The following is a 22,379-nucleotide window of genomic DNA, read 5'->3' on the forward strand; positions in this document are numbered from 1 at the left end:
TCAGCTTGTCTGATATTCGTCTTATCGTGGGTCTGGGTAATCCAGGCCCCGAATATGATAATACCCGACACAACGCCGGAGAATGGTATCTCAACCAACTGGCGAGCACCTACAACACTCCACTAAAACCCGAATCTAAGTTCTTTGGTAAAACTGCAAGAATCACCATTGCAGGTCACGATATTCGCTTGCTCTACCCTACTACTTTTATGAACAAAAGCGGTCAAGGCGTTGCTGCGCTCGCGAACTTCTACCGAATTGAACCAGAACAGATCCTAGTTGCCTTCGATGAACTGGATTTACCACCGGGAGTGGCAAAATTTAAGGTAGGTGGCAGCTCTAGCCAGAACGGCGTTAGAGACATTGTGTCAAAACTGGGTAACAATAAGAATTTCTTGCGCTTGCGCATAGGTATTGGGCACCCTGGCCACAAAAGCCGAGTTACCGGCCATGTATTAGGTAAACCGCCCGCAGATGAAAAAGAGGCCATTGACAGTGCCATTGACGAAGCAGTTCGTTGTACAGAAATACTGTTGAAGGGCGACCTAAAGCAAGCACAAAACCGGCTACATTCCCACAAAGGGTAGCCTTTACAGAATAACCTTCTAACAAGGATCCACGACCATGGGTTTTAAATGCGGTATCGTAGGCTTGCCAAATGTGGGTAAGTCCACATTGTTTAATGCGCTGACTAAAGCGGGCATTGAAGCAGCTAACTTTCCTTTTTGTACCATCGAGCCTAACACTGGCGTAGTGCCTGTTCCAGACCTACGTTTGGACAAATTAGCCGCTATTGTAAGCCCAGAAAAAGTGATTCCCACCACCATGGAGTTTGTGGATATTGCGGGTCTGGTAGAAGGCGCTTCAAAGGGCGAAGGCCTAGGTAACAAGTTCCTCGCTAACATTCGCGAAACCGATGCCATCGGACACGTGGTGCGTTGCTTTGATGACGAAAACATTGTTCACGTTGCAGGTAAAGTAAGCCCGCAGGACGATATTGATGTCATCAATACTGAGCTTGCACTTGCTGATCTAGAGACCACAGAAAAGGCTCTCATTCGCGTAGCTAAGCGCGCTAAAGGCGGTGATGCCGATGCCAAGTACGAACTTAAAGTGCTTGAAAAGATCAAGCCACACCTTGATGAAGGCAAGTTACTCCGCTCTGTAGAGCTTAGCCCTGAAGAATTGGCAGCCATCAGCTACATGAACATGCTCACACTTAAGCCAACCATGTATGTTGCAAACGTCAACGAAGACGGTTTTGAAAACAACCCCTACTTAGACAAAGTCAAAGAAATTGCAGCGCAAGAAAACGCTGTGGTTGTTGCGGTATGTGCTGCAATTGAATCAGAAATTGCTGAACTTGACGACGAAGAACGTGACGAATTCATGGAAGATATGGGCCTTGAAGAACCAGGCCTTAATCGTGTTATTCGCGCAGGTTACAACCTACTTACGCTAAAAACCTACTTTACGGCAGGTGTAAAAGAAGTACGTGCATGGACCTTCCCTGACGGTTCAACCGCACCTCAGGCAGCAGGTAAAATACACACCGACTTTGAAAAAGGCTTTATTCGCGCAGAAATCGTTGGCTACGACCATTATGTTGAGTTCAACGGTGAACAAGGCGCTAAAGACGCTGGTAAGTGGCGTTTAGAAGGTAAAGATTACATTGTACAAGACGGTGATGTCATTCATTTCCGCTTTAACGTGTAACTCGCCAATTATCGTTAAAAAATCCCAGCCTTAGCTGGGATTTTTTTAAAAGGTAAACCTACCAGCCCATCACTGTTTTTAGTATTGAGGTTAGCTTCTCGGCATTTTGATGGTGCTGAGCAACTCTTGGATGCGCACCGTATCCATTAAACTCAAAGACAGTCGTATAGATGCGCGTGCTATCTCCCTCGTTATCTGGTGATACTTTTATCTTATTGACTGCATTATCAATATATCCGGGCCAACGCTCATCGCGAGAAGCGTCCATACTTCCTATAGCACATACAAAGGTTGCATCAGGGTGCAGTCGCATCAGCTCTCGAATAAATGCTTCATAGGCGTTCTGAATTTCCTGAGGTGTTGCCAACAACTTTCGCTCATTTTCAATAAGCCACTTATCGTTCTGTCCCAAATTAACCACCACGACATGAGGTTGCCATTGTTCAAAATCCCATGTTGAATCATTATTACTCTCGCCAGTCAGTTGGTCGTAATACTCAGGCATAATGAAATCAAACCAACTCACCATAAAGCCGATACCGCTCTTAGCGATAGAGTGAAACTCAGCGTCGAGATTTCGGGCTGTGATCGCAGCATAAGACAGGTAGTGATTCTTCTCTGAGGCTAAATTATCCCGATTATTATCAGCAGCCTCATTGCCCATACCCACAGTAATCGAATCACCATAAAAAAGGATCCTCCTCCTTGATACTAGAGCACTGTCTAAAAGTACTTCTTCACTATCAAGAGCAACACCATGGAAAAACGTACCGCCCTCTGCCCCTTCCGTTCTTTTAAAGAGTGTTACAGAGGAAACATCAGTGTTTATTGCATAGCTGATGTCGTATTGATGCCGTCCTTTCTTCGTATTCAACACTAAAGGAAAGTCCTGATTGTCATTAATAATCACATTGAAGTAGTTGTTACCCGTATCATCATCTAAATCGAGCACTAGTTTGCGCCCTGAAAACGAAAACGACACACTGGTTCCAGGCCATGTTAAATAAGCACTTTCTTGATTAAAGCTTATTCTCCCACTGTATCTAAACTCATCACTATTTGAAGAGTAATTACCATTTGGATTAAGCGCATTCGCATGAAAACTCAGCAACATCAGTATTGTGCTGAGTACCTTAGACACCTTGATGTTTTGTAGTAATCTATTCACAGTAATCCTTATAACGATTGTACATGGCTTTTCAAAGGCCCTTTTCCATCAACAAAGATAACGAAAATTATATGATGAAGTCGACATTAATAACGCTGATGCTACTCGTTGCTGTAAAAAGCGGAGCACAAGAACAGAACATTGATCAACATTGGTACTCTGTGCCCAATGAGGATTTGATTACACTTGAAACCCTAGAAGGCAACGTAGTTTTTGCTCTTTCAGAACGACTGGCCCCGAAACATGTGCAGCGTTTTAAAGCACTGACGGCTCAAGGCTTCTTTAACGACCAATTTTTTTACCGAGTAGTCGACGGATTTGTTGCTCAAGGCGGAAGTAACGGCAATCACTCAGAAGACACAAGAAATTCTGGGACACTAGACGCAGAATTCGTCGTTAAGCCGTCAAAAGACGTCGTGGTGATAGAACATAACGATATGTTCGCACCCGCAACAGGCTTTTTAGTTGGCTTTCCCGTTGGCTTAGATACCGAGCGTAACGAAATGTGGGGTTTACACTGCCCTGGCACGGTCGCTTTTGCTCGAGATGTTGCTAAAGACACAGCAAGCACAGAATTTTATGCGGTAATAGGGCAAGCACCCCGCCATCTGGACAGAAACATGTCGGTGATAGGTAAAGTAGTAAGCGGTATGCCTGTGTTGCAAAGCCTATTACGTGGCAATATGGAAAATGCTGGCGTGTTGGATGTAATGGAAGAGAAAAATAAAATCATTTCAGCCACTATAGGTGCCGATCGCCCTATTTTCATCCAAAAAACCAGTCACCCTGAGTATGAAAAACGAATAAATACGGGTAGAAATCTAGATAACCCATTTTTTCACGACAATATTTTCGGCCCAAGAGCCATTGATGTGTGTTATCACCAACTCAAAGTTACCTCAACACCTTGGTAGCAATGCCTTTATTTTGCCAATTATGTTCAATTTAAACCCAGTTTGCTGATAAATACGACTGCAAAGAACAGATATTGAGCACTTAGAAAAAGTTAGTAAAAAAGGGGTTGACGGTGCGCATTCATATCAGCATAATACGCGCCACTTCCTGAGAGGGAAAAGAAAAAAACCCGGAGGCTATGTAGCTCAGTTGGTTAGAGCACATCACTCATAATGATGGGGTCGCAAGTTCGAATCTCGCCATAGCCACCACTCTTTTTTTACACTCTTAAAGGAAAGTCTGACTGCGCGGAAGTGGTGGAATTGGTAGACACGCTGGATTTAGGTTCCAGTGCTTCACGGCGTGAGAGTTCAAGTCTCTCCTTCCGCACCATTATTGGGGTATAGCCAAGTTGGTAAGGCAGCGGGTTTTGATCCCGCCATTCATAGGTTCGAGTCCTGTTACCCCAGCCATATTCAAGAAACCGGTCTTATGACCGGTTTTTTACTTTCTACCGACCTTTAATTTTAATCACTTCAATCTTTCCCCCTCCGTGATAGTATAAAGCCATACACAATAATAAAAATATGCCTACTACCCGCTATTCAGCGCGACTATAAATAAAACAACAAGGGAATTTCTGTGATCAACGACATTGTATCGGCCGTCAATAATGTGCTTTGGGGCAACGGCCAGGTTCTTATTTTCATGCTTATCGCCTGTGGTGTCTGGTTTACCGTTAAGCTCGGTGGTGTCCAAATACGCCATTTCGGTCATATGTTTACCCTACTCAAAGGTAGTAACAAATCATCAAGTGAGGGCATTAGTGCATTTCAGGCATTGTGTACTAGTTTGTCTGCACGAGTGGGCACAGGAAACTTGGCTGGTGTCGCCGTGGCAATATCTCTGGGCGGTTCTGGTGCTATTTTTTGGATGTGGATGATTGCACTTTTAGGCATGGCCACCGGCTTTGCTGAAAGTGTTTTAGGCCAACTTTATAAAGTTAAAGATGAAAACGGCGAGTTTCGTGGTGGGCCAGCCTATTATATAAAACAAGGTTTGAACAAAACATGGCTCGCAGTAGCGTTTTCACTGTTTTTGTTTTTTGGCTACGGATTCGTGTTCAGTGCGGTACAAGCCAACACCATTACAGATGCACTGAATAATGCGTATCAATTCCCCAGTGAATATACCGGTATTGTGATCATTGTAATGGCTGCACTTATCGTAGTTGGCGGCTTGCGAGGCATTGCGCGATTTGCTGAATACGTGGTGCCGTTCATGGCTGTGGGTTATGTTTCAGTGGCGTTGGTCATTACCGTGCTAAACATAGATTTACTCCCCGCCATGCTACTAGATATTGTTAAATCTGCGTTCGGTCTTCAAGAGGCCGGTGCAGGCGCATTGGGAGCGGCGATAAAGAACGGTATTCAGCGAGGGCTATACTCTAATGAAGCTGGTAGCGGCTCAGTTCCCCATGCTGCTGCAAGTGCGGTTCCCTACCCTAACCACCCAGTCTCGCAAGGGTATGTACAAATGCTGGGGGTATTCATTGACACTATGATCCTATGTACGGCCACTGCATTCATCATCCTTCTTGCTGGCGGCTCTAGCTCTGATCAAATGGAAGGTATTCGTCTTACTCAAGAAGCCATGAGTAGTCATTTAGGCACTGGCGGCACTGACTTTGTTGCAGCAGCAATCAGCTTATTTGCATTTACCTCAGTGGTTGCTAACTACGCCTATGGCGAGAGTAACCTGCACATGTTTAAACTGGACAACCGTGCTGGTCGCGCTGCCTATACTATCGGTTACCTCGCAATGATTTATTGGGGTGCGCAAGCAGCCCTACCTCAAGTGTGGGCAATGGCAGACATGGCGCTAGGATTAATGACGGTCATTAACATCATTGCCATTGTATGGATGACACCTACGATTGTATCAATCAGCAAAGACTACTTTACAAAGCATGATAAGGGTGAAAAACCTGAGTACAAAACTGGCGACTGTGAAATTCAAGGTAAGTCAGAAGAAGGTATTTGGTAAGCCATTGGCGCTTAATGATAAGCAACACACTTTTCGGCGTGCAGTAAAAAGTGTGTTGCTTTTCCGTACAACTACTCAATCACTACGCAAGCGTATTTAGGGCCAGAAACACCATCTACATCGGGCCCTCTGTGTATCATTAGAGAACGGCCTCTTAACTCATTTAAAGTGAGCCCTTTACCTATCACAGGCGCTACAACACTCCCACTCTCATCAACTTCTAAAGGTGGCAAGTCTCCTTTAGGCTTCATCATCGCCATGTGCATGCGGTGCTGTTCTGGCGTCATGGAAGACATATCCATACCTGCCATCATAGTCATATCGTGTCCATAGTGTTCACCTGCGGCTAGACCCGCTTTTTGCTCACCATTTAGCATTCCCGCATCGCATGAAGGGTTTTCATGAAAGTGCAATCCATTGAGACCTGGTGGAAGGCCTTCAGCATCTACCTTTACCATGACTCCCTCATCCACGGCAGTGATTTCAGCAGTACCCAATGATTGAGCTACACCTAAATTATTAATTTTGTGAATAGGAAACTGTAGAACGTCTCTTGGATCGAGTGTTGTCAAAATTTCTCGGAGCGGTGTTTCCATATGATCAGGTAAGTTACCGCGAAGTGCTAAAAGTGAATAATCCAAAGCCCCCTTTGTATCGCTCATCATTTTTCGATTAACAGCCAAGTGAGCCAGCACAGCTTCATCAGATGGCATAAGAGCCAACGCTCTTTCTAGCACACTTTTACCCTCATCAAGACTTCCTTGCTTTGTTAACAGCCAGCCTTGAGTATCGATGACTGCTGGGTTAGTGCTATCGATATTACTGGCCTTATCAAGCAAGGCAGACGCCAAAGACAAATCGCCATCACTATCAATAATCGTCATCGCCTGCATCGCTAGTGCGGGGACACTAAATGGTGTAAGTGAAACTGACTTTGCGAATAGCTCCTGTGCCAGTGCGAGTTCGCTTCCAGAATAGGCCGTAAGCCCCTTTTCGTAATAGAGTTCTGAAGATAAAGGGTTTGCAGCGATTGCTTGGTCAAAAAGTGGCAATACGGATTTGTGGTCATTTGCGGCCATACCAGACGAGTGACTATGTTCTCGATGATCATGCGCAGCACCAATCAACGCCATCCAATAATCGATCTGTGTAGGAGCCAGAGAAGTCGCCTTTGTAAAAGCCGCTTTTGCCTCATCATTTTGCATATCGTTGTAAAACAGCACTCCTTGTCTGTAGTGTATTTCGTGTGCATCGGGGTATTTCACTAATCCTTGAGACAGCAATCGATTTGCCTCGTAGGTGTCGCCTGCCGCAAGATGCAAATCAGACAACACTAGTAATGTTGATAGGTTGTTAGTTGACTCGTTTAGTTCGCTCATTACCAATTGAATCAATGAGTTACCAAGGCCGACTTGCATGGAAAATTCGCCTAGTGGCGCTATTTCCGATGGCTGCAGTGGACGAGATAGGCTGTCAAAGTAGCGCGCGACTGCTATTTGTTGGCCATTATTATTACCTGCTAATGTGTAACTCTTTAATAATTCAAGTTCCTTCAAGCGAATAAGCTGGTTAGACCGTGGCTCAAGTCCTTCTAGCAGAGCAATTGCTTCGTCGTGATTGCCCTGTTGGTTTAACAGTCGGGATTGCGCTAATAATGATGGAAACAACTTAACAGCGTCTGTTTGACTTATCGAACTGTAGACCGCCAGACCTTTCGCAGTTTCGCCAATAAGGCTGTAGGCTTCCAGCAGCCTTATTTTCGCTTCGTAATGAAGGTTATTCTCATCATTCATCACTGGTAAAGATTCATAAGGCGAGAGCAGATGCGTAATGTCCACATATCGCTGCGCTACCCGATAAAGCTCTGCAAGCTCGAGTACTTCTAACGATAGTGCCTCACCGTCTAGCCACTGATTGCGTTGCTCAGTGTAATCAATAGCATCGGAAATGTTGCCTTGCTGTAAGTTGAACCAAATTAAATACTTATAACCACGTAAATCTGGCCGTTCGGCACTTACTGCTCGATTAAAATGAGGAACACCCTTGGCGTATCGCTGTTCATTGAACGCCATAATTCCCATCAAAACATAGGGCGTACTAAAATCAGGATAAGCATTGATAACACGCTTTAGCGCAGCTTCAGCTTGAGAAAACTTCTCTTGTTTGATCAGTGCAACGGATGCCAGATAAAGGCCGTACATATCTTCAGGGTAACGTTTAAGGTAATTTGCCAATCCTTGAGATGCTCTTGGATCACCTGCTAACATGAGCTGAGCTATAAACGAAAGTGCTTCCGGATCTTTAACACTATCTTGCAATGGGGGGGCTACGATATATTCAGCCATACCGCGATTAATATCGTTAAGTTGACTTTTTGAAAGTAATTCCATCAAACCAGAGTCTGACCAAATCCCTGAACTATACCGCTTTTCTAATTCAGTTGGAGTAGCGGTTAGACCAGCATGCAAGCTTGTTGACAATAATACGGTTATCAACGCCGTCGCAAAGGCTATAGACTTAACTACTAAACGCAATTTTCCTCGAACAGTACACGACATAAAGTGTCCTTAACATAAATCAAACTGCCAGTTCGTATCCCCACTTTTCCTGTAGTTCAGCGATTTTTATTTTAACTGATGGGGGTATCATAGAAATATAGTGCTTATATTCATCGTTTGCTGTTGTTGTGATGTTCTTTGTAACTTGCTCGTACGAAGCGGTTCTCGTGGAGAATGCCAAAGCTCGTTGTTTAATCACACCGCGCTCCACTCTTTGAGCGCCCCAGTACTTACCTAAAAAAACATCAAGCGTTGATGGTATACCGTTGCGCTGTGTTACCTCTTCGTACTTTACCGTCACAATCCGTTCATCACACGGGTTTACGGTAGCGTCCCACACAGTGTCTACATGGAATAAAAACTTGGTAATGCTTTCAACCGAGTATTGCCAAGGTTCGTATTGCATATAATTAGCAAAAAAATTAGACATAACTATTGATAGTGGATCTCTAAGACACCTAATTACCACTGCATTTGTATCAAGATGACGTATAAAAGGTATTCGAAGCCCATTAAATAGGTTTTTGTCTACACTAGCTGTGCTTTGGTCATAGTAAGTAGGATCGCTCAACGTTTTTTGGTTCGCACAATTCCATGCATCGTCAGCTAAGCTCCACCATTCATCAGTCTTGTTAACAGTGAGAGAAGAAATGACTCTCGGTATCACATCTGACTCACCGTAACTGCTCGCTACAAAATTCGAGCAAAGCAACCTTTCTAACAGCGTTGAGCCACAGCGCGGAAAGCCAACAATAAATAGATGAGGCGAGCTGCTATCACTTTCCTCTTTTACTACGCGGGTCGAGGGTACAAATTGAGACACGCATGCCCGGTGTTTCTCCAATATTTGCCAATCCCTATCAGTTGATTTCTTTCTACCCTGTTTTTGCGCTACTGCGGTTTCGTACGCTAATTTGTAATTCCCTGATAGTCTTGCCTGTGCTAAACGCTCACCTAGATATGCACGTTGTGTATCTTGGTTGCTATTTGATAGTTCCTGTTTAGCCTTATCTAGATACTGATATGCCTCGCTCATGCGATTGAGTTTTCTGGATAGTTTTGCCGCTAAAATATACCCATGAGCACTATGGTTACCTTGCTCGAGTATATCAATAACAAGGTCTAACGCCTGTTGATCAGTATTCTGTATTTCCAAAATACTCGCCTTGGTAAATAGCAGCTCAGGATGATTTGGAAACTTTCGCAACGCGTCGTCGAGCACTGCGAGCGCTGCTTCGTCATCGAGTGAACGATGGTAAGTGTTTGCTAACGCTAATCTGTGTACTACTTCATCAGGTTGCTTTTTTATCAAGGTGCGAATGTATTTAGCAGCACACTTGTTTTGGTTTAAATACGTGTAAATATCCACTGCTAACTTTAAGCCTCTCAAATCAGAAGAAAAGGCTTTCTCATTAGCTTCAATGAGCGTTAAAACATCGGCGCGGTTGCCAGACTGATAAAGTGCATTGGCATAGTTAAGCAGGTACGGAAGTTTACCGTTTTGACTGTCATAAATTGACTTAAAAAGCACAGCACTTTTAGCGGCATGACCTAGTGAAGCAGCATGTAAGGCTCTCAAATAAATCGTTTGAGGATGGTCTTTAACCTTACGTTCTACATGTTCACATATATCAAGGCACAGTCGCCAGTTACCCTGCTGTGCGAGACTCTGAGCATCGGATAACGCTTGCTTAATAAGGACTTTTTTAGGTAAGCCTGTCCACGGCTTGCTAGATATCTTTATCAAGCAACACGACGAAGGTGTTTTATTATTGCCACACTGACATCGAGGCATTTATGACCACTCAATAAGGAAGGCAGCCCATTGGCTGCCTTCATCGAAAACGAATGAGTACTTAAAGCTTACGCTTGTTTCTTCGGGAACGGAACACAAATAACCCAGCTAACCCACCAAGAGCAAAGATAGATGGTGCGGATACCGCGGCCACTGGCTCAGTCAAGTTGATAGTGAGTGTACCGCGGTCGGTAAGGCTGCCATCAGTGCCTTCAAATACCGCTTGATATGTACCTGCGGCAAAGCCAGTTGAATCCCACTCAAAAGCGTATGTTCCAGGAGTGAAACTATAGGTGGAGGCATTAACCGCACCGCCCGAGCTATCAAGAAAACTCACAAACGACCCCGTCACAGTATCCAAATCAGGGTCCGTCATGACAATGGTTTCAGATATCGTATCGCCTACAAGCGCATTAACTACATCGTCAACCACCGTTGGAGCCTGATTCGTGACAGTGCCCGTATCAACCGCATCAAAAAGCCATACAAATTCTACGGAACTTCCGTCAGCAGCGTCTATGGTGCCACTGAAGGCTTGGTCGGCACCATCATTACCCGAATTGTCAGCGAATTGTGGATTAGTAACCGTTATTTGACCCGTACTATCAATACTGTAGCCAGAAGCTTGTGCAGTCATTCCTAAAGAGAGATGCGTATCGTCGTAGGTAACATTACCGATCACATCTAAATTGTCGCTATATGTCGTTCCTCGAACAACCTCTTGTTGAATATTTTCTATATCGAAAACAATGGGTGAGTTAGCATTACTTCCATCCCAGAAAATAGAGGACGTAGTACCGTAACTATTGCGAGCATTTGGAACGCCGCCCACCCAGCTACTTGAGCCCCAGGAAATGGTATACAAACCAGCAGAGGGCAGCTGAAAACTAAAATCTTCAAACACGGCAGCTCTTCGGGTATCGCTCGTGTTCTGGGTGACTGTAGTGCGGCTGACACTGCCAACCCCTCCACTTACGGATAAACTTGCAATACCGCTATGAGGGAAGCTACCTGCAGAAGTACCATTTTGAAGTCGCCAAAACGATGTAGCGTCAACAGACACAAGGCCAGTAGCACTTACGCTTGGAACAACCGCGGCCCCACGAAAGTGAGTTGCATGAGCTGTGGAAGATAAGAACGCAGCGGCAACTGCTGCAGAGACAAGTGTGAGTTTAACGGTGTTTTTCATGCCCAGTTTTTCCTTAGTATTTCCGCTACCACTAGAAGGTTCGCTTTATACTTAGGTCTAAGCCATTTTTATGCCATTTTATAACTGACTGAAATTTAAACACCTTTAACTTTAGCTCAATTACAATTGTAAATTTTATTGACAATTAATTTACAATTACAAAGCAATAAACGACACGAACCTGATTTAAAAAAGCATTCGAATGAGCTGTATAAAGAGTAAAATCCCCATAAGGGGCCATATCCAACGGGCCCATTTTGCAGCATCTTCGTTACTAATACGCATTTTGGAGCGTTCTAATAGCGGTACCACAATAGCCAACAGTCCGAAAAGTACTGCTAGTAAAATTATCACTTCCATTTTTGAGCTCCTATTGCATAAGCCAGCACTTGTTGTTTTAGAGGGGTAAAGCGTTGTACAAGTTTTAATACCTTGTTCCTAGCTGAAGATACCAAAGAATTTGAGTTACTAAACACAGAATAAAACCCATCCATCGCAGACATCATTAATAGGTTATCTCTACGTCTTGGAGTTTCATAATCAGTAATTAGCAAGTTTGAAAACTCTACTGACTTAATGTCTGAACAACGCTCCACACAATCGAGTAGCGCACTCACATCCTTAAATCCGAGGTTAACTCCCTGGCCCGCAAGCGGATTAATGGTATGCGCAGCATCGCCAATCAAGATAGACGATTGAGAGACATACTTAGTTGCATGAGAACGCGTGAGAGGAAAAGAAGCACACTCCAGCACATCGAAATCATTATTGTTAAGCATTAATTCGTCTGGAAACTCAGATATAATCTTGGCTTTGAGCTGATCAGGCGAGAGTTTTTTAAGACCATTCAGCGTATTCTCACTGTCATACCACACAAGCGACGCGTAACGACCGAATAAAGGCAAAAATGCTTTAGGGCCCGTCGGTGTAAATTGCTGCCACGTTATTGGTTCGGCTTTGTTAGCCATTTCGACCAAGATACCCATGGCATGTTGCCTGTACTGCCAACCTGCTTGTCCAATACGAGCAACGTTACGAACATGAGAGTTTGCCCCATCCGCCCCTATCAACCAGCGCGCCTCAAAAGACTGACTTCCTACTGTGATAGTTGAACTATCTGTGCCAATAGACAAATCAGTAATATGGTCATCAGTAAACCACACAACGTTATCGAACGCTTTTAGTGCTTGGTGACAGCCCAACTGAATCAGGCGATTCTCTACAAAATAGCCCAATTGAGGCATGCCAATACTGCTTGCGGTAAAGTCAGTGCGTGAGTCAGCGTTTTTCCCAAACACTCAGTCCGGTGTAGGGTTTTAACCCGCATGGCTGCGATATGACGCCATGCTCCAAGGGCATCCAGTAAATCAGCCGATGTCTGACTGATTGCTGATACCCGAATATCTGGTTTACTTTCCCGATCGAATGGCGAGGGCATATGCGGCTCGACTATCGCGACGCGGCAGCCCTTGCTTGCTAAACCAAGCGCCGTAGCTGCACCGACCATACCTCCACCATTGATACAAAAATCGTACATCTTCACTCCTGTATGCATACGCTAGGTAATATTACTCATTTACACCCTCATAGTTAACTAAAAACGAATCGACGCTTGCGTTAGATTAAGTCGGGCAACCTGTACATTAAAATCTTGGTCTATTCGTTCATAGTACTGGGCAACGACCCTCTTTAGCGCTAAAATACGCGGCTATTTTGAACATATTCCCTGATTCTACGCCACGGCAATATCAGCAAGGTGCTGAGCGAACTTAAAAATACGTAATGTCAGTGCGTTACAGGATGCTACAACAGGTTGATGAATAGTTGTTATGACTAAAAAGCTGTATATAAAAACGTGGGGCTGCCAAATGAACGAGTATGACTCGGAGAAAATGGCTGACCTATTAGATACGACTCACGGATTCACTGCGGCGCAAGAGCCAGAAGATGCAGACGTTATTTTGCTCAACACCTGTTCGATTCGTGAAAAAGCACAAGAAAAAGTGTTTCACCAACTAGGTCGGTGGAAAACGTTAAAACAAGACAACCCCAACTTGATTATAGGTGTGGGAGGATGCGTAGCGTCACAAGAAGGTGACACCATCAGGCAGCGAGCGCCCTACGTTGACCTAGTATTTGGTCCACAAACCCTTCACCGCCTCCCAGAAATGATTAACGAAATTAACGGCGGTGCCAAATCAGTTATCGACGTTAGCTTCCCCGAGATAGAGAAATTTGATCGTTTACCTGAGCCACGCGCTGAAGGGCCTACGGCATTCGTATCGATTATGGAAGGTTGTTCGAAATACTGTACTTTTTGTGTGGTTCCTTACACTCGAGGTGAGGAAGTCAGCCGCCCAGTAGATGACGTATTACTTGAGATCGCACAGCTTGCTGAGCAAGGCGTACGTGAAGTGAATTTGCTGGGTCAGAACGTAAATGCTTACCGCGGTGATCATCACGATGGCACGGTTTGCCGCTTCTCTGAGTTGTTAGAACTAGTTGCCAGCATAGATGGTATTGACCGTATTCGATACACCACATCGCACCCGGTAGAATTTACCGACGACATCATCGAAGCCTATGCGTCTATTCCAGAATTAGTCGATCACCTTCATCTACCCGTACAAAGCGGCTCAGACCGCGTACTCAACCTTATGAAGCGCGGTCACACAGCGCTTGAGTATAAGTCTAAAATTCGTCGTCTTCGTAAAGTTCGCCCAAATATCTGTATGTCGTCAGACTTTATCATTGGTTTCCCAGGTGAAACCGATGCAGATTTCGAAGCTACTATGGACCTCATTCAAGCCGTAAATTACGACTTGAGCTTCAGCTTTATTTACAGTGCGCGTCCTGGCACTCCAGCAGCTGATGCCGTAGACGATGTGACAGAAGACACCAAGAAACAACGTCTTTACTTGCTTCAACAACGAATAACTCAACAAGCACTTCGCATTGCGCGTGGCATGCTAGATACAGAACAACGTATTCTTGTTGAAGGACCATCAAAGAAAAACCCAATGGAGCTTTCAGGACGTACTGAAAACAATCGTGTGGTTAACTTTGAAGGTAGCCCGGATATGATTGGTGAATTCGTGGATGTAAAAATTACTGACGTATTCACAAACTCACTTCGTGGTGAGCTAGTTCGTCGTGAAAAAGATATGGGACTACGCGTTGCAGTTTCTCCTCAATCTATTGTGGCGAAACATCAACCTAACCAGCCAGATGAACTCGGTGTTGGTCAATACACACCGTCTCAATAAAAGATTAGAGAGGAAATAAGAAACTTGAGTACTTTGGTAAGCAGCGAATTTAGTTTAGAACCGGCAGATGCAAAGCGCCTGTCTAGTTTATGTGGCCCGTTTGATGACAATATCAAACAAATAGAACGTCGACTCGGCGTTGAGATCACCTATCGCAACAATGACTTCAAGGTGTTAGGTGAGCCACAACAAATGAATAGTGCCGCCGAATTACTCAAGTTACTCTATATCGAGACTCAACCGATTAAAGGGCGCATTCCTGAACTAGAGCCTGAGCAAGTTCATTTGGCCATTCAGGAAGCTCGAGTGTTAGAGAAAGAGTCGACACATGCCTACGGAAAAGAAGTCAACATCCGGACCAAGCGCGGTGTTATAAAGCCTCGCAACCCCAACCAAGGCCAGTACGTAGCCAATATTATCAACCATGATATTACGTTTGGTATTGGCCCTGCGGGTACCGGTAAAACATATTTAGCCGTCGCCGCTGCAGTAGACGCCCTAGAGCGCCAAGAGATTCGTCGGATTCTGCTCACTCGTCCAGCGGTAGAAGCCGGAGAGAAACTCGGCTTTTTACCTGGTGACTTGTCACAAAAAGTCGACCCTTACTTGCGCCCTTTATACGACGCGCTATTTGAAATGCTTGGGTTTGAAAAAGTCGAAAAGCTCATGGAGCGGAACGTCATAGAAGTGGCTCCCCTAGCCTATATGCGTGGTCGTACATTAAATGATGCGTTTATTATTTTGGACGAGAGTCAAAATACCACTGTTGAACAAATGAAGATGTTCCTCACCCGCATAGGATTTAATTCAAAAGCGGTAATTACAGGGGATATCACCCAAGTCGATTTACCTCGCGGTGCACGTTCAGGTTTACGACATGCGATTCAAGTGCTTGAAAGCGTGAACGACATATCGTTTAATTTCTTCAATGCCGATGATGTTGTGAGGCATCCAGTGGTTGCTCGTATCGTCAGAGCTTACGAAGTACACGACGCTGAACAAGAGCGCATTCGCAAAGAGAAGAAAGAGCAAGCGCTCAAACAGCAGGCTGAAGATAACTCTGGGTCGAATGCCAATAGTGGTGATGACGAGTGAGCGCAATCGTCGACTTACAGCAAGCCTACGAGGGGGACTCGGATAGTATAGCGTCCATCCCTCCTCTTGCAGATATTCAGTTATGGGCAAATGCGGTACTCACTGCAGAGGCGCTAGACGAGCAAGAGTTTACGGTACGCTTCGTAGGCGAACAAGAATCTCAAGGGCTCAATAATGAGTACCGTGGTAAAAACAAACCTACCAATGTACTTTCATTCCCCTTTGAAGCTCCGCCGGGAATAGAAATCCCACTGCTCGGAGATTTAGTCATTTGTGTACCAGTGATCATCAGTGAAGCATCAGAACAGTCAAAAACATCCAATGCTCATTACGCTCACATGATAGTGCATGGACTTTTGCATCTGCTTGGTTACGATCATATCGAAAATGACGAAGCGGAAGCAATGGAAGCCAAAGAAATCGCTATTTTGTTAACTTTGGGTATAGACGACCCCTATCAAGCACAGTAAGTTATTCATTAATAGCCCCAGAATCATGGGAAGAAATATTAAGGGATAATGCTGTGCTGGAAATCAACGACATAAAACACGACCCCGTCATACTTCGTTTTTTAGAGAAGATGCCTGAACGAGTCGCAGACTCGTTCGACGAGGAGCAATTATCTCATATACGCAATGCCATTGGCGCGCGTGAATGGGGTGTACACAAAGTTGATTTAAGAGGCACCATCAAGTTCTTCCGCTGGCGTTACTATTACGTCATACTCGCTGGACGCAACCGCAGAACACTATCAGACAAAGAGTTGCGTATAGCTGCTCTGTTGAACGCTATGCTGTTTACTGGGTTTGTGTGTATCTCAGTACTGTTTGGGTTGATAGTTTTGTATCTGATTAAATCGGCATTGGGCATTAATTTGATCGAGGGCTGGAGTTTAGGGTTGTGGGATTGGTTTAGAGGAATATTTTTTATTTCCGTTAAGTGATAATTTAAAAACGTGCTGAATTAACTAAGTATTTATTAACGACACCGGCGTCTAAATCTTGTCAAATATTTTTACACAGAATAAAATAAACTAAGTCAACTTCAAAAAAACCTTATATATCATAACACTAATAAACTGGCACACTAAATGCTTACTAACGAGTGTACTTTTTACTTTTCGGGAAAAAACAAATGAAGAAGTTTTTAATCACATTTTTCGGCGCTGTTATGTGTATGTCAGCTAACGCAGCGGTCATCACGAGTGACTTTACAGAATTGACAACTACAGGCCAGACATATTCAGAAACCGTGTCACTCAATGACACTTACTCAAGCGTTTATGTCGACCTGATTATAAAAGGCGACTTTGATAATGTTAATGTAGAGTGGTTTCGACTTTTCGCCGACGGTAATTTGCTCGCAGAGTGGAATACATCAACAGCTGGCCTTACGGTTGTAACTAATAGTGCAACACGTGATTATACTCTTAGCGGGACTTTCGCAATTGCTCAGTCATTATGGGACTCAATTGCAGCGGACGGCCTGTTGGATGTCTCTTGGGCTATAGGACCTTTTTCTGACCCAACACCAACTCAGTTCGGATCTGATTTCGTCGATTATAGCTTCAATGCAACACCTTCCTTCGTGCAAGTTGGAGCCCCTGCCTCTCTACTTTTGATAGCGTGTGCTCTGTTTGGAATAACTTCGCTAAGAAGAAGGTTTAAATAAGTAAAGTACATCCCGAAAGCCCCAAAGAGTTCTCTTTGGGGCTACCATACAAACCCTGCCCTCTCGACCGCCCCCTCTCAGATAGCAAAATAAAATCTAGTTTAAAACGTTCGTTTACTTGAGTAGACAGAGCTACCGACCTGAAACTTCCGAAAATAAAAAAAGGATACCTCGTTAGTACCCTTTGCTATTGGTGAAACAATCCGGTCAACACTAATCTGGTTGTGAATAAATATATATCGACAGCTATTTGGACTTGGTAACGAGCTTGTAAAGTGCAAGTGGATTTGTTGTCAGGTAACGCCAAAGTAAACGCTTTGGGTCTTGACTTGTTCTGTAGAGCCACTCCAAACCTAGCTTTTGCATAACTTCCGGAGCTCTACTTACATTGCCAGATAAAAACTCATAAAGTCCACCACACGTTTTTATCCAACCAACATTTAAACGAGCCTTGACTCGTTCACACCAATATTCTTGATTTGGTTTGCCAAGTGCTACCCAAAGAACATCAGCCTTAGAACTATTAATCATTTCTATAACTTCATCTTCTTCCTTCGAGTCTCTCTCGAAATAACCGTGATGCCTGCCTACTACTTTTAAGTTAGGATACATTCTCTGCATCTCTTGCACTGCTTTGAGGTTTTCCTCCTCTTTAGAGCCGAGAATAAAAAAGCTCAGTCCATTACTCTCTGCTATTTCAGCGGCATCATGGAAAAAGTCTGTAGTGGCGACTCTCTCTGGAAGAGGTTTTTTGCAAAATAGTTTAGATGCAAACACCAATGATTGACCATCAGCATGAATAATATCAGCAGTTTCCATCGTCTTTTTAAAGGTCTCAGATTGAGCCGCTAACGCAACACCCTGCCCGTTAGATGAAAAAACCACTTTTGGCTGTAGACTAACACTCCTTGCTTCTAAACAATCTTTCAACATGGTTTTGGCCAAATCAGACCTTGATACCACAGCTGTCTTTAACCCACCAACTAAACTAAATTCCATATCACACCTATACCAAAGATTTATTTCTACAAATAATAAACAATAATTAAAATTTGAAGGTCACTTGAAGAGTAAATTTCCAAGTTAATTCAATTGAAAAATACTAAGAGCTTTTTACGTTGCCTATTACAGGTCGTTTTAAAAACTTTAAATGTAAAAAAGCGAGTGCACTCCTAAACGAAAGGAAATAACACGTCACTCGTAGTATCTAGCTTCCAGCAAAATCTGAACCAACTGGGCGAAGTAATTTTCCTAGGAAGGGAACAGTTATCAGATTGAGGTCTCTCTTCACAAATATGCAACAGAACAAGTTATGGAATATGATCGCTATTGAGATTCCGAACGAAAACATTTCCGGAGTATATGACTCTGAGATTAAAGCGACTCCAGCAGTAGAGAAAATCATAATAAGTATTGAAAGAAAAAGCGACACTAAGAAAAGCTTATAGTGACCTGAAAGTTGTAAAAGGTACCCAACGCTCCCACATAAAACGCTAACATACTGTGATATCAAGAGAATACGGAAACAATTAGCATAACTAACATAGTCCTCTCCGAACAACGACAGCCAAAATTCACCGTAAATGAAAAATAAAACAAATACTGGAGTCGTAAATATAAATAGTATTAACGAGCTTTTGTTTAGTAAGTCTTGCACCTTGTCTGTGCGTTTTAGTTTGAACTCTCTTGAATAAGACGGCACCATCAACGCGTTTATTGCTATCAAAAAGAAGGTGGAAACCATGGCTAGTCTAAGTGAGACAGATATTCCTGCAACAAAATTACTGTCCAATATAAATCCAGCTAATGAGACAGGCAACCATTGCAAGCAAACATTAAGCATTGTTATACATGCAAAAAACTTTATTTCCCCTTTATTCTTATTGTAGTACGAGTAATTACATTTTGACTGGAAAACTGTATTTTTAACAAAAAAATAAGAAAAAGCTAGACTCGCAAAAATAGAGTAAAGAAAAATATTAACAACTTTTAAATCGGTAACGAGTATTAAAACTGAAATTAAAAGAGGAACTAAAATTGAATTGAAAAACAGAGAGGCATTAACACGCTTAGAAGATTGAATGAAAAACGAGTTTATAAAAAGTAAAGCGTGAAAAAAAGCACATAATGATACCACAGAATAAATAGATTTATTATCGATATCCGAGAGCAAAAAATATAGAAAAGCTAGTGGAAAAGTAACAAGAAACAAAACCAAGCAGTTTTTGGCAAGCATAATGTACAAGCCAGATATAAAAGGCTTTTCATTATCTGAATAAAGCGAGGGAACATGCCTTAAGATAAAATTGTCCGCACCGACACGTAAAGCTGAAGACAGAATCAAAACAACAGAAAAGAGAAAAAATGTATTTCCCGCCCTAATAACATCTAACTCTCGTGAAACGACAAAGTTAAAACCGAGCAACGCGAAAGCCGCAACGCCTTTAGTAAAAAAGTAAGTATTGATTGAAAAAAACGTTTTCTTTGTTAGTTCGGAATAAAGGCATGACTTGCTACTGTTTTCATAATTAATGGTCTCTACACTGACTTTTAACTTTTTAAATTAATCGTTAGCACAATACTAATTTATATATTGTACTAGCACCTGACCTCTTGTATTTTTAATAAAAATACTACCAACGTGCCCTAACCAATGTATCTCTTAACTATATTTTTCTAAGTCTGGTAGTCCTTTTCGAAAAAAATTCTCAAAACCACCCTGTTTAAAAAACTTATTTGACACATATACTCGATGTGGAAACGTGAGTAAGTCTAACGGTCGACTAAACAGCCCTATAAATCTCGGAAATTAGCGTTAGTTTACAGTATGTAGCCATAACTCTCCAAAACGTTCTTGTGCAAAAGAGCCGCTTCTTGGATTAAAGCTGAATCTTTAGATTCTCTCCAACGTCCAACGCTTTTTGCATCTATTGGTTTGTTGAGTTTGGCGAATTCATCAAGCAACCCTCTCTCGTCGATCGAGCAGTCAGTTATATTACCCTCGACTTTAAGACCTATAAAATCACCGATATTTTTTACGATACCATGATCATCGACTACGAAATCCTCATACCTAACCGTTAGGATATCGGATTCTTGCAGTTGAGCTGATTTGATAGAATCAATACACTTTCGCCAGTATGAAAAATAACTTTTAATATTCTTTGCTTGTGGGATATTTTTCGCCGAAAAGCCAGAAATAAATGCGTCTCTAGGGTCTCTGACAATGTGAATAATTTTAGCCTTAGGAAAACTTTTTTTAATTTTTTTAATACTAAATATATGTTGAGGCGTCTTTTCAACATAGCAACCTTCGCCTAGTGTTTGATGTAAACAGTCCAAAAACTCACAATTTGATTTAGTTTCATCTAATAATTTATCGAAAGTCTCTTTTGGAATATATTTTTTGTATCGTTCGTAATTAGACAAACGTTTTTGACTTAAAATTTCAGTTTCAAATTCAAAGCCTAAAAGATCTATTCTGTCGCGAATAGTCTTATATAATATAGTGGTTCCAGAGCGGGGCGCTCCAACTACGAATAGAAACTCATTTTCAGAGACAAAATTTCTATCGTGGAAATTCCTACAAACTTGGTCTGCAAATCCTATTGGGTTAATTACATAATCCATAGCATGATACAGCTTGGAATGTTTATTATACTTGATTTTCATTTAACTTTATTGCCTGTTGAAAGGATACCAAAACAACTGAAAATTAATAATGACGCTATTGTGTAAGCATCTAAATCTTGAAATACCATCCAAAGCAAAATAACAGGCAGAACTCTCACGGAGAAGACCCGATACTCTGTCGGAATGTTATGATTAAATACTTTTAACAATACATGTTTGATGGGAAAAATAAAGAATAAAATAGTGCTAAACAAGGCTCCTATTATTCCAAACTTGACCAGCGAAGATATAAGAGTTGAATGCGAACCTATAGGGATGTCTATAAGCGAATCAACTCTTGGCTTAACTCCCAACCCAAACCATGGATTTGAATCTAATACGAGCTCTATGCCCATCATGTAAGACAGAAATCTTACGTTGGCAGATGAAGCCCTAAAACTACTCAGATAGTCAGTGAGATAGAATACTCCAAGACCGATCATGACAATCAGGAAAGGGAATGCTCCGTAGAGAAAAGCACGAACTTTATTGTTCCTATGAAGAATTAATAAATAGGACAGCAGTAACGAAAGAAGGAATGCGAGTAACATAACTCTACTTTGCGTGTAGGTTAAAGAAACTAAAACTATAAAATCTATCATTAAAAGTTGAAAGAAACTTAATTTTTTGAACTTATATAAAATAAAAAATGCGTAGGTTAAAGATAGTATAAGTGCCGATGTGGTGGGAAACTCTGCAAGAAAGACCATTCTGGGGACAACATCTCCAAACCCCCATTCAAATCTTGTATATATAGCCGTTTTTGCCGCATCTAACAATCCGGGTAATTCAGCGTTTTGAAATATGATTCCAAGAAGCGATTTGTGGTAAAGATAATATTCCCCTGAAACAAGAACGAACATGTAAATAAGCTGATAGGATATTACTGTAAACAGAAATAAATTTGCGAACGATTTTATGATTTGCAAACTAAATTTATCAGACCCCTTTATAGTTTGGAACAATAAAAACCCTGAAAATAAAACAAGAAAATTATAGAAGGTAGCAATAGCTCTTCCTGCATCACCACTAATCAAAGATGCTATTGCTCTAATAAACATGTAGAGAAAAAAAACAAAATATATAAATGTTTCGGGAGAGCGATCTCTATCCCTGTAACGCAGATAGACGAAGCAAGCGGCCAGAGGAGAAAGAACAATATGAAAACCTGTGTACCACAACAGCGGATAATATTTTCCGATTAAGTTTGATAAAAACTCATCTTTCCTAATCAACATCAAACTCATAAAAACTCAATAAAAACTCAATAAAAAATAATAAGATAGAAAATCATTCACAGAAGAGCCTG

At 42.4% G+C, this 22,379-nt stretch carries 20 protein-coding genes and 3 tRNA genes; 12 read left to right on the forward strand and 11 right to left on the reverse strand.

All coding sequences use genetic code 11. The annotated features are described in order from the left end of the window. Positions 1–5: 5 nt before the first annotated feature. Entirely contained in the window at positions 6–587 is a 582-nt protein-coding gene (pth, locus tag EYS00_RS09090) for an aminoacyl-tRNA hydrolase (RefSeq protein ID WP_130636237.1), read from the forward strand. Positions 588–624: 37 nt separating this feature from the next. Further along, positions 625–1,716: a redox-regulated ATPase YchF gene (ychF, locus tag EYS00_RS09095; protein ID WP_130636238.1), complete on the forward strand. Its 1,092-nt coding sequence runs from the start codon at positions 625–627 to the stop codon at positions 1,714–1,716. Positions 1,717–1,774: 58 nt separating this feature from the next. On the opposite strand, the gene EYS00_RS09100 is transcribed toward ychF, so the two are convergent. Further along, positions 1,775–2,884: a GDSL-type esterase/lipase family protein gene (locus EYS00_RS09100; RefSeq protein ID WP_130636239.1), complete on the reverse strand. Its 1,110-nt coding sequence runs from the start codon at positions 2,882–2,884 to the stop codon at positions 1,775–1,777. A 71-nt stretch (positions 2,885–2,955) separates the two neighbouring features. Between EYS00_RS09100 and EYS00_RS09105 the strand changes: the two genes are divergently transcribed. The 5 genes from EYS00_RS09105 to EYS00_RS09125 all read left to right on the forward strand — a co-directional run bounded on the left by EYS00_RS09105 (position 2,956) and on the right by EYS00_RS09125 (position 5,824). Then, positions 2,956–3,798 (forward strand): peptidylprolyl isomerase, encoded by an 843-nt coding sequence (locus tag EYS00_RS09105; protein WP_242618715.1) that lies wholly within the window; start codon positions 2,956–2,958, stop codon positions 3,796–3,798. Positions 3,799–3,973: 175 nt separating this feature from the next. Then, positions 3,974–4,050, forward strand: a tRNA-Met gene (locus EYS00_RS09110). Positions 4,051–4,086: 36 nt separating this feature from the next. Continuing rightward, positions 4,087–4,171, forward strand: a tRNA-Leu gene (locus tag EYS00_RS09115). 4 nt (positions 4,172–4,175) lie between these two features. Then, positions 4,176–4,251 (forward strand) — tRNA-Gln (locus EYS00_RS09120). Positions 4,252–4,420: 169 nt separating this feature from the next. Then, positions 4,421–5,824, forward strand: a complete 1,404-nt coding sequence (locus EYS00_RS09125) for a sodium:alanine symporter family protein (RefSeq protein WP_130636241.1) — start codon at positions 4,421–4,423, stop codon at positions 5,822–5,824. Between the two features lie 71 nt (positions 5,825–5,895). Here EYS00_RS09125 and EYS00_RS09130 read toward each other — a convergent pair whose 3' ends face one another. From EYS00_RS09130 to EYS00_RS21170, 6 genes are all read right to left on the reverse strand, one after another. Beyond that, on the reverse strand, positions 5,896–8,382 hold the full coding sequence (locus EYS00_RS09130; protein WP_130636242.1) for a tetratricopeptide repeat protein: 2,487 nt from the start codon (positions 8,380–8,382) through the stop codon (positions 5,896–5,898). A gap of 19 nt (positions 8,383–8,401) precedes the next feature. Continuing rightward, complete coding sequence (locus EYS00_RS09135; RefSeq protein WP_165399343.1) at positions 8,402–10,129, reverse strand: sulfotransferase; 1,728 nt, start codon at positions 10,127–10,129, stop codon at positions 8,402–8,404. Positions 10,130–10,238: 109 nt separating this feature from the next. Further along, the gene (locus EYS00_RS09140) at positions 10,239–11,366 is read right to left on the reverse strand and encodes a hypothetical protein (protein ID WP_130636244.1); all 1,128 of its coding nucleotides are present in this window, start codon (positions 11,364–11,366) and stop codon (positions 10,239–10,241) included. A 186-nt stretch (positions 11,367–11,552) separates the two neighbouring features. Further along, complete coding sequence (locus EYS00_RS20510; RefSeq protein WP_165399344.1) at positions 11,553–11,726, reverse strand: hypothetical protein; 174 nt, start codon at positions 11,724–11,726, stop codon at positions 11,553–11,555. Continuing rightward, the gene (locus EYS00_RS09145) at positions 11,717–12,610 is read right to left on the reverse strand and encodes an FAD-dependent monooxygenase (protein ID WP_307723733.1); all 894 of its coding nucleotides are present in this window, start codon (positions 12,608–12,610) and stop codon (positions 11,717–11,719) included. The genes EYS00_RS20510 and EYS00_RS09145 overlap by 10 nt, the downstream gene beginning before the upstream one ends. Beyond that, positions 12,586–12,903 carry an FAD-dependent monooxygenase gene (locus tag EYS00_RS21170; protein ID WP_307723734.1) on the reverse strand — a complete coding sequence of 106 codons (318 nt, stop codon included), beginning with the start codon at positions 12,901–12,903 and terminating at the stop codon, positions 12,586–12,588. Before EYS00_RS21170 ends, EYS00_RS09145 begins: the two co-directional genes overlap by 25 nt. Before the next feature lie 292 nt (positions 12,904–13,195). Here EYS00_RS21170 and miaB point away from each other — a divergent pair, with 292 nt between their 5' ends. The 5 genes from miaB (at position 13,196) to EYS00_RS09170 (ending at position 17,398) form a co-directional block, all read left to right on the forward strand. Then, positions 13,196–14,632 carry a tRNA (N6-isopentenyl adenosine(37)-C2)-methylthiotransferase MiaB gene (gene miaB, locus EYS00_RS09150; RefSeq protein ID WP_130636245.1) on the forward strand — a complete coding sequence of 479 codons (1,437 nt, stop codon included), beginning with the start codon at positions 13,196–13,198 and terminating at the stop codon, positions 14,630–14,632. Positions 14,633–14,656: 24 nt separating this feature from the next. Further along, a complete protein-coding gene (locus EYS00_RS09155) occupies positions 14,657–15,727 on the forward strand; it encodes a PhoH family protein (protein ID WP_130636246.1) in 1,071 nt (356 codons plus the stop codon). Next, positions 15,724–16,197 carry an rRNA maturation RNase YbeY gene (gene ybeY / locus EYS00_RS09160; RefSeq protein WP_130636247.1) on the forward strand — a complete coding sequence of 158 codons (474 nt, stop codon included), beginning with the start codon at positions 15,724–15,726 and terminating at the stop codon, positions 16,195–16,197. Before EYS00_RS09155 ends, ybeY begins: the two co-directional genes overlap by 4 nt. Before the next feature lie 53 nt (positions 16,198–16,250). Next, the gene (locus EYS00_RS09165) at positions 16,251–16,670 is read left to right on the forward strand and encodes a 3-phosphoshikimate 1-carboxyvinyltransferase (protein ID WP_307723735.1); all 420 of its coding nucleotides are present in this window, start codon (positions 16,251–16,253) and stop codon (positions 16,668–16,670) included. A 191-nt stretch (positions 16,671–16,861) separates the two neighbouring features. Further along, on the forward strand, positions 16,862–17,398 hold the full coding sequence (locus EYS00_RS09170) for a hypothetical protein (RefSeq protein ID WP_130636248.1): 537 nt from the start codon (positions 16,862–16,864) through the stop codon (positions 17,396–17,398). A gap of 246 nt (positions 17,399–17,644) precedes the next feature. Here EYS00_RS09170 and EYS00_RS09175 read toward each other — a convergent pair whose 3' ends face one another. From EYS00_RS09175 to EYS00_RS09190, 4 genes are all read right to left on the reverse strand, one after another. Continuing rightward, positions 17,645–18,397 carry a WecB/TagA/CpsF family glycosyltransferase gene (locus tag EYS00_RS09175; RefSeq protein WP_130636249.1) on the reverse strand — a complete coding sequence of 251 codons (753 nt, stop codon included), beginning with the start codon at positions 18,395–18,397 and terminating at the stop codon, positions 17,645–17,647. A 208-nt stretch (positions 18,398–18,605) separates the two neighbouring features. Beyond that, entirely contained in the window at positions 18,606–19,634 is a 1,029-nt protein-coding gene (locus EYS00_RS21270; protein WP_373995562.1) for an MATE family efflux transporter, read from the reverse strand. 584 nt (positions 19,635–20,218) lie between these two features. Then, positions 20,219–21,070 (reverse strand): sulfotransferase, encoded by an 852-nt coding sequence (locus EYS00_RS09185; RefSeq protein WP_130636251.1) that lies wholly within the window; start codon positions 21,068–21,070, stop codon positions 20,219–20,221. Continuing rightward, entirely contained in the window at positions 21,067–22,317 is a 1,251-nt protein-coding gene (locus EYS00_RS09190) for an O-antigen ligase family protein (RefSeq protein ID WP_130636252.1), read from the reverse strand. Before EYS00_RS09190 ends, EYS00_RS09185 begins: the two co-directional genes overlap by 4 nt. Positions 22,318–22,379 lie beyond the last annotated feature (62 nt).

Source organism: Alteromonas sp. KUL49, assembly GCF_006538345.1.
Lineage (GTDB): Bacteria > Pseudomonadota > Gammaproteobacteria > Enterobacterales > Alteromonadaceae > Alteromonas.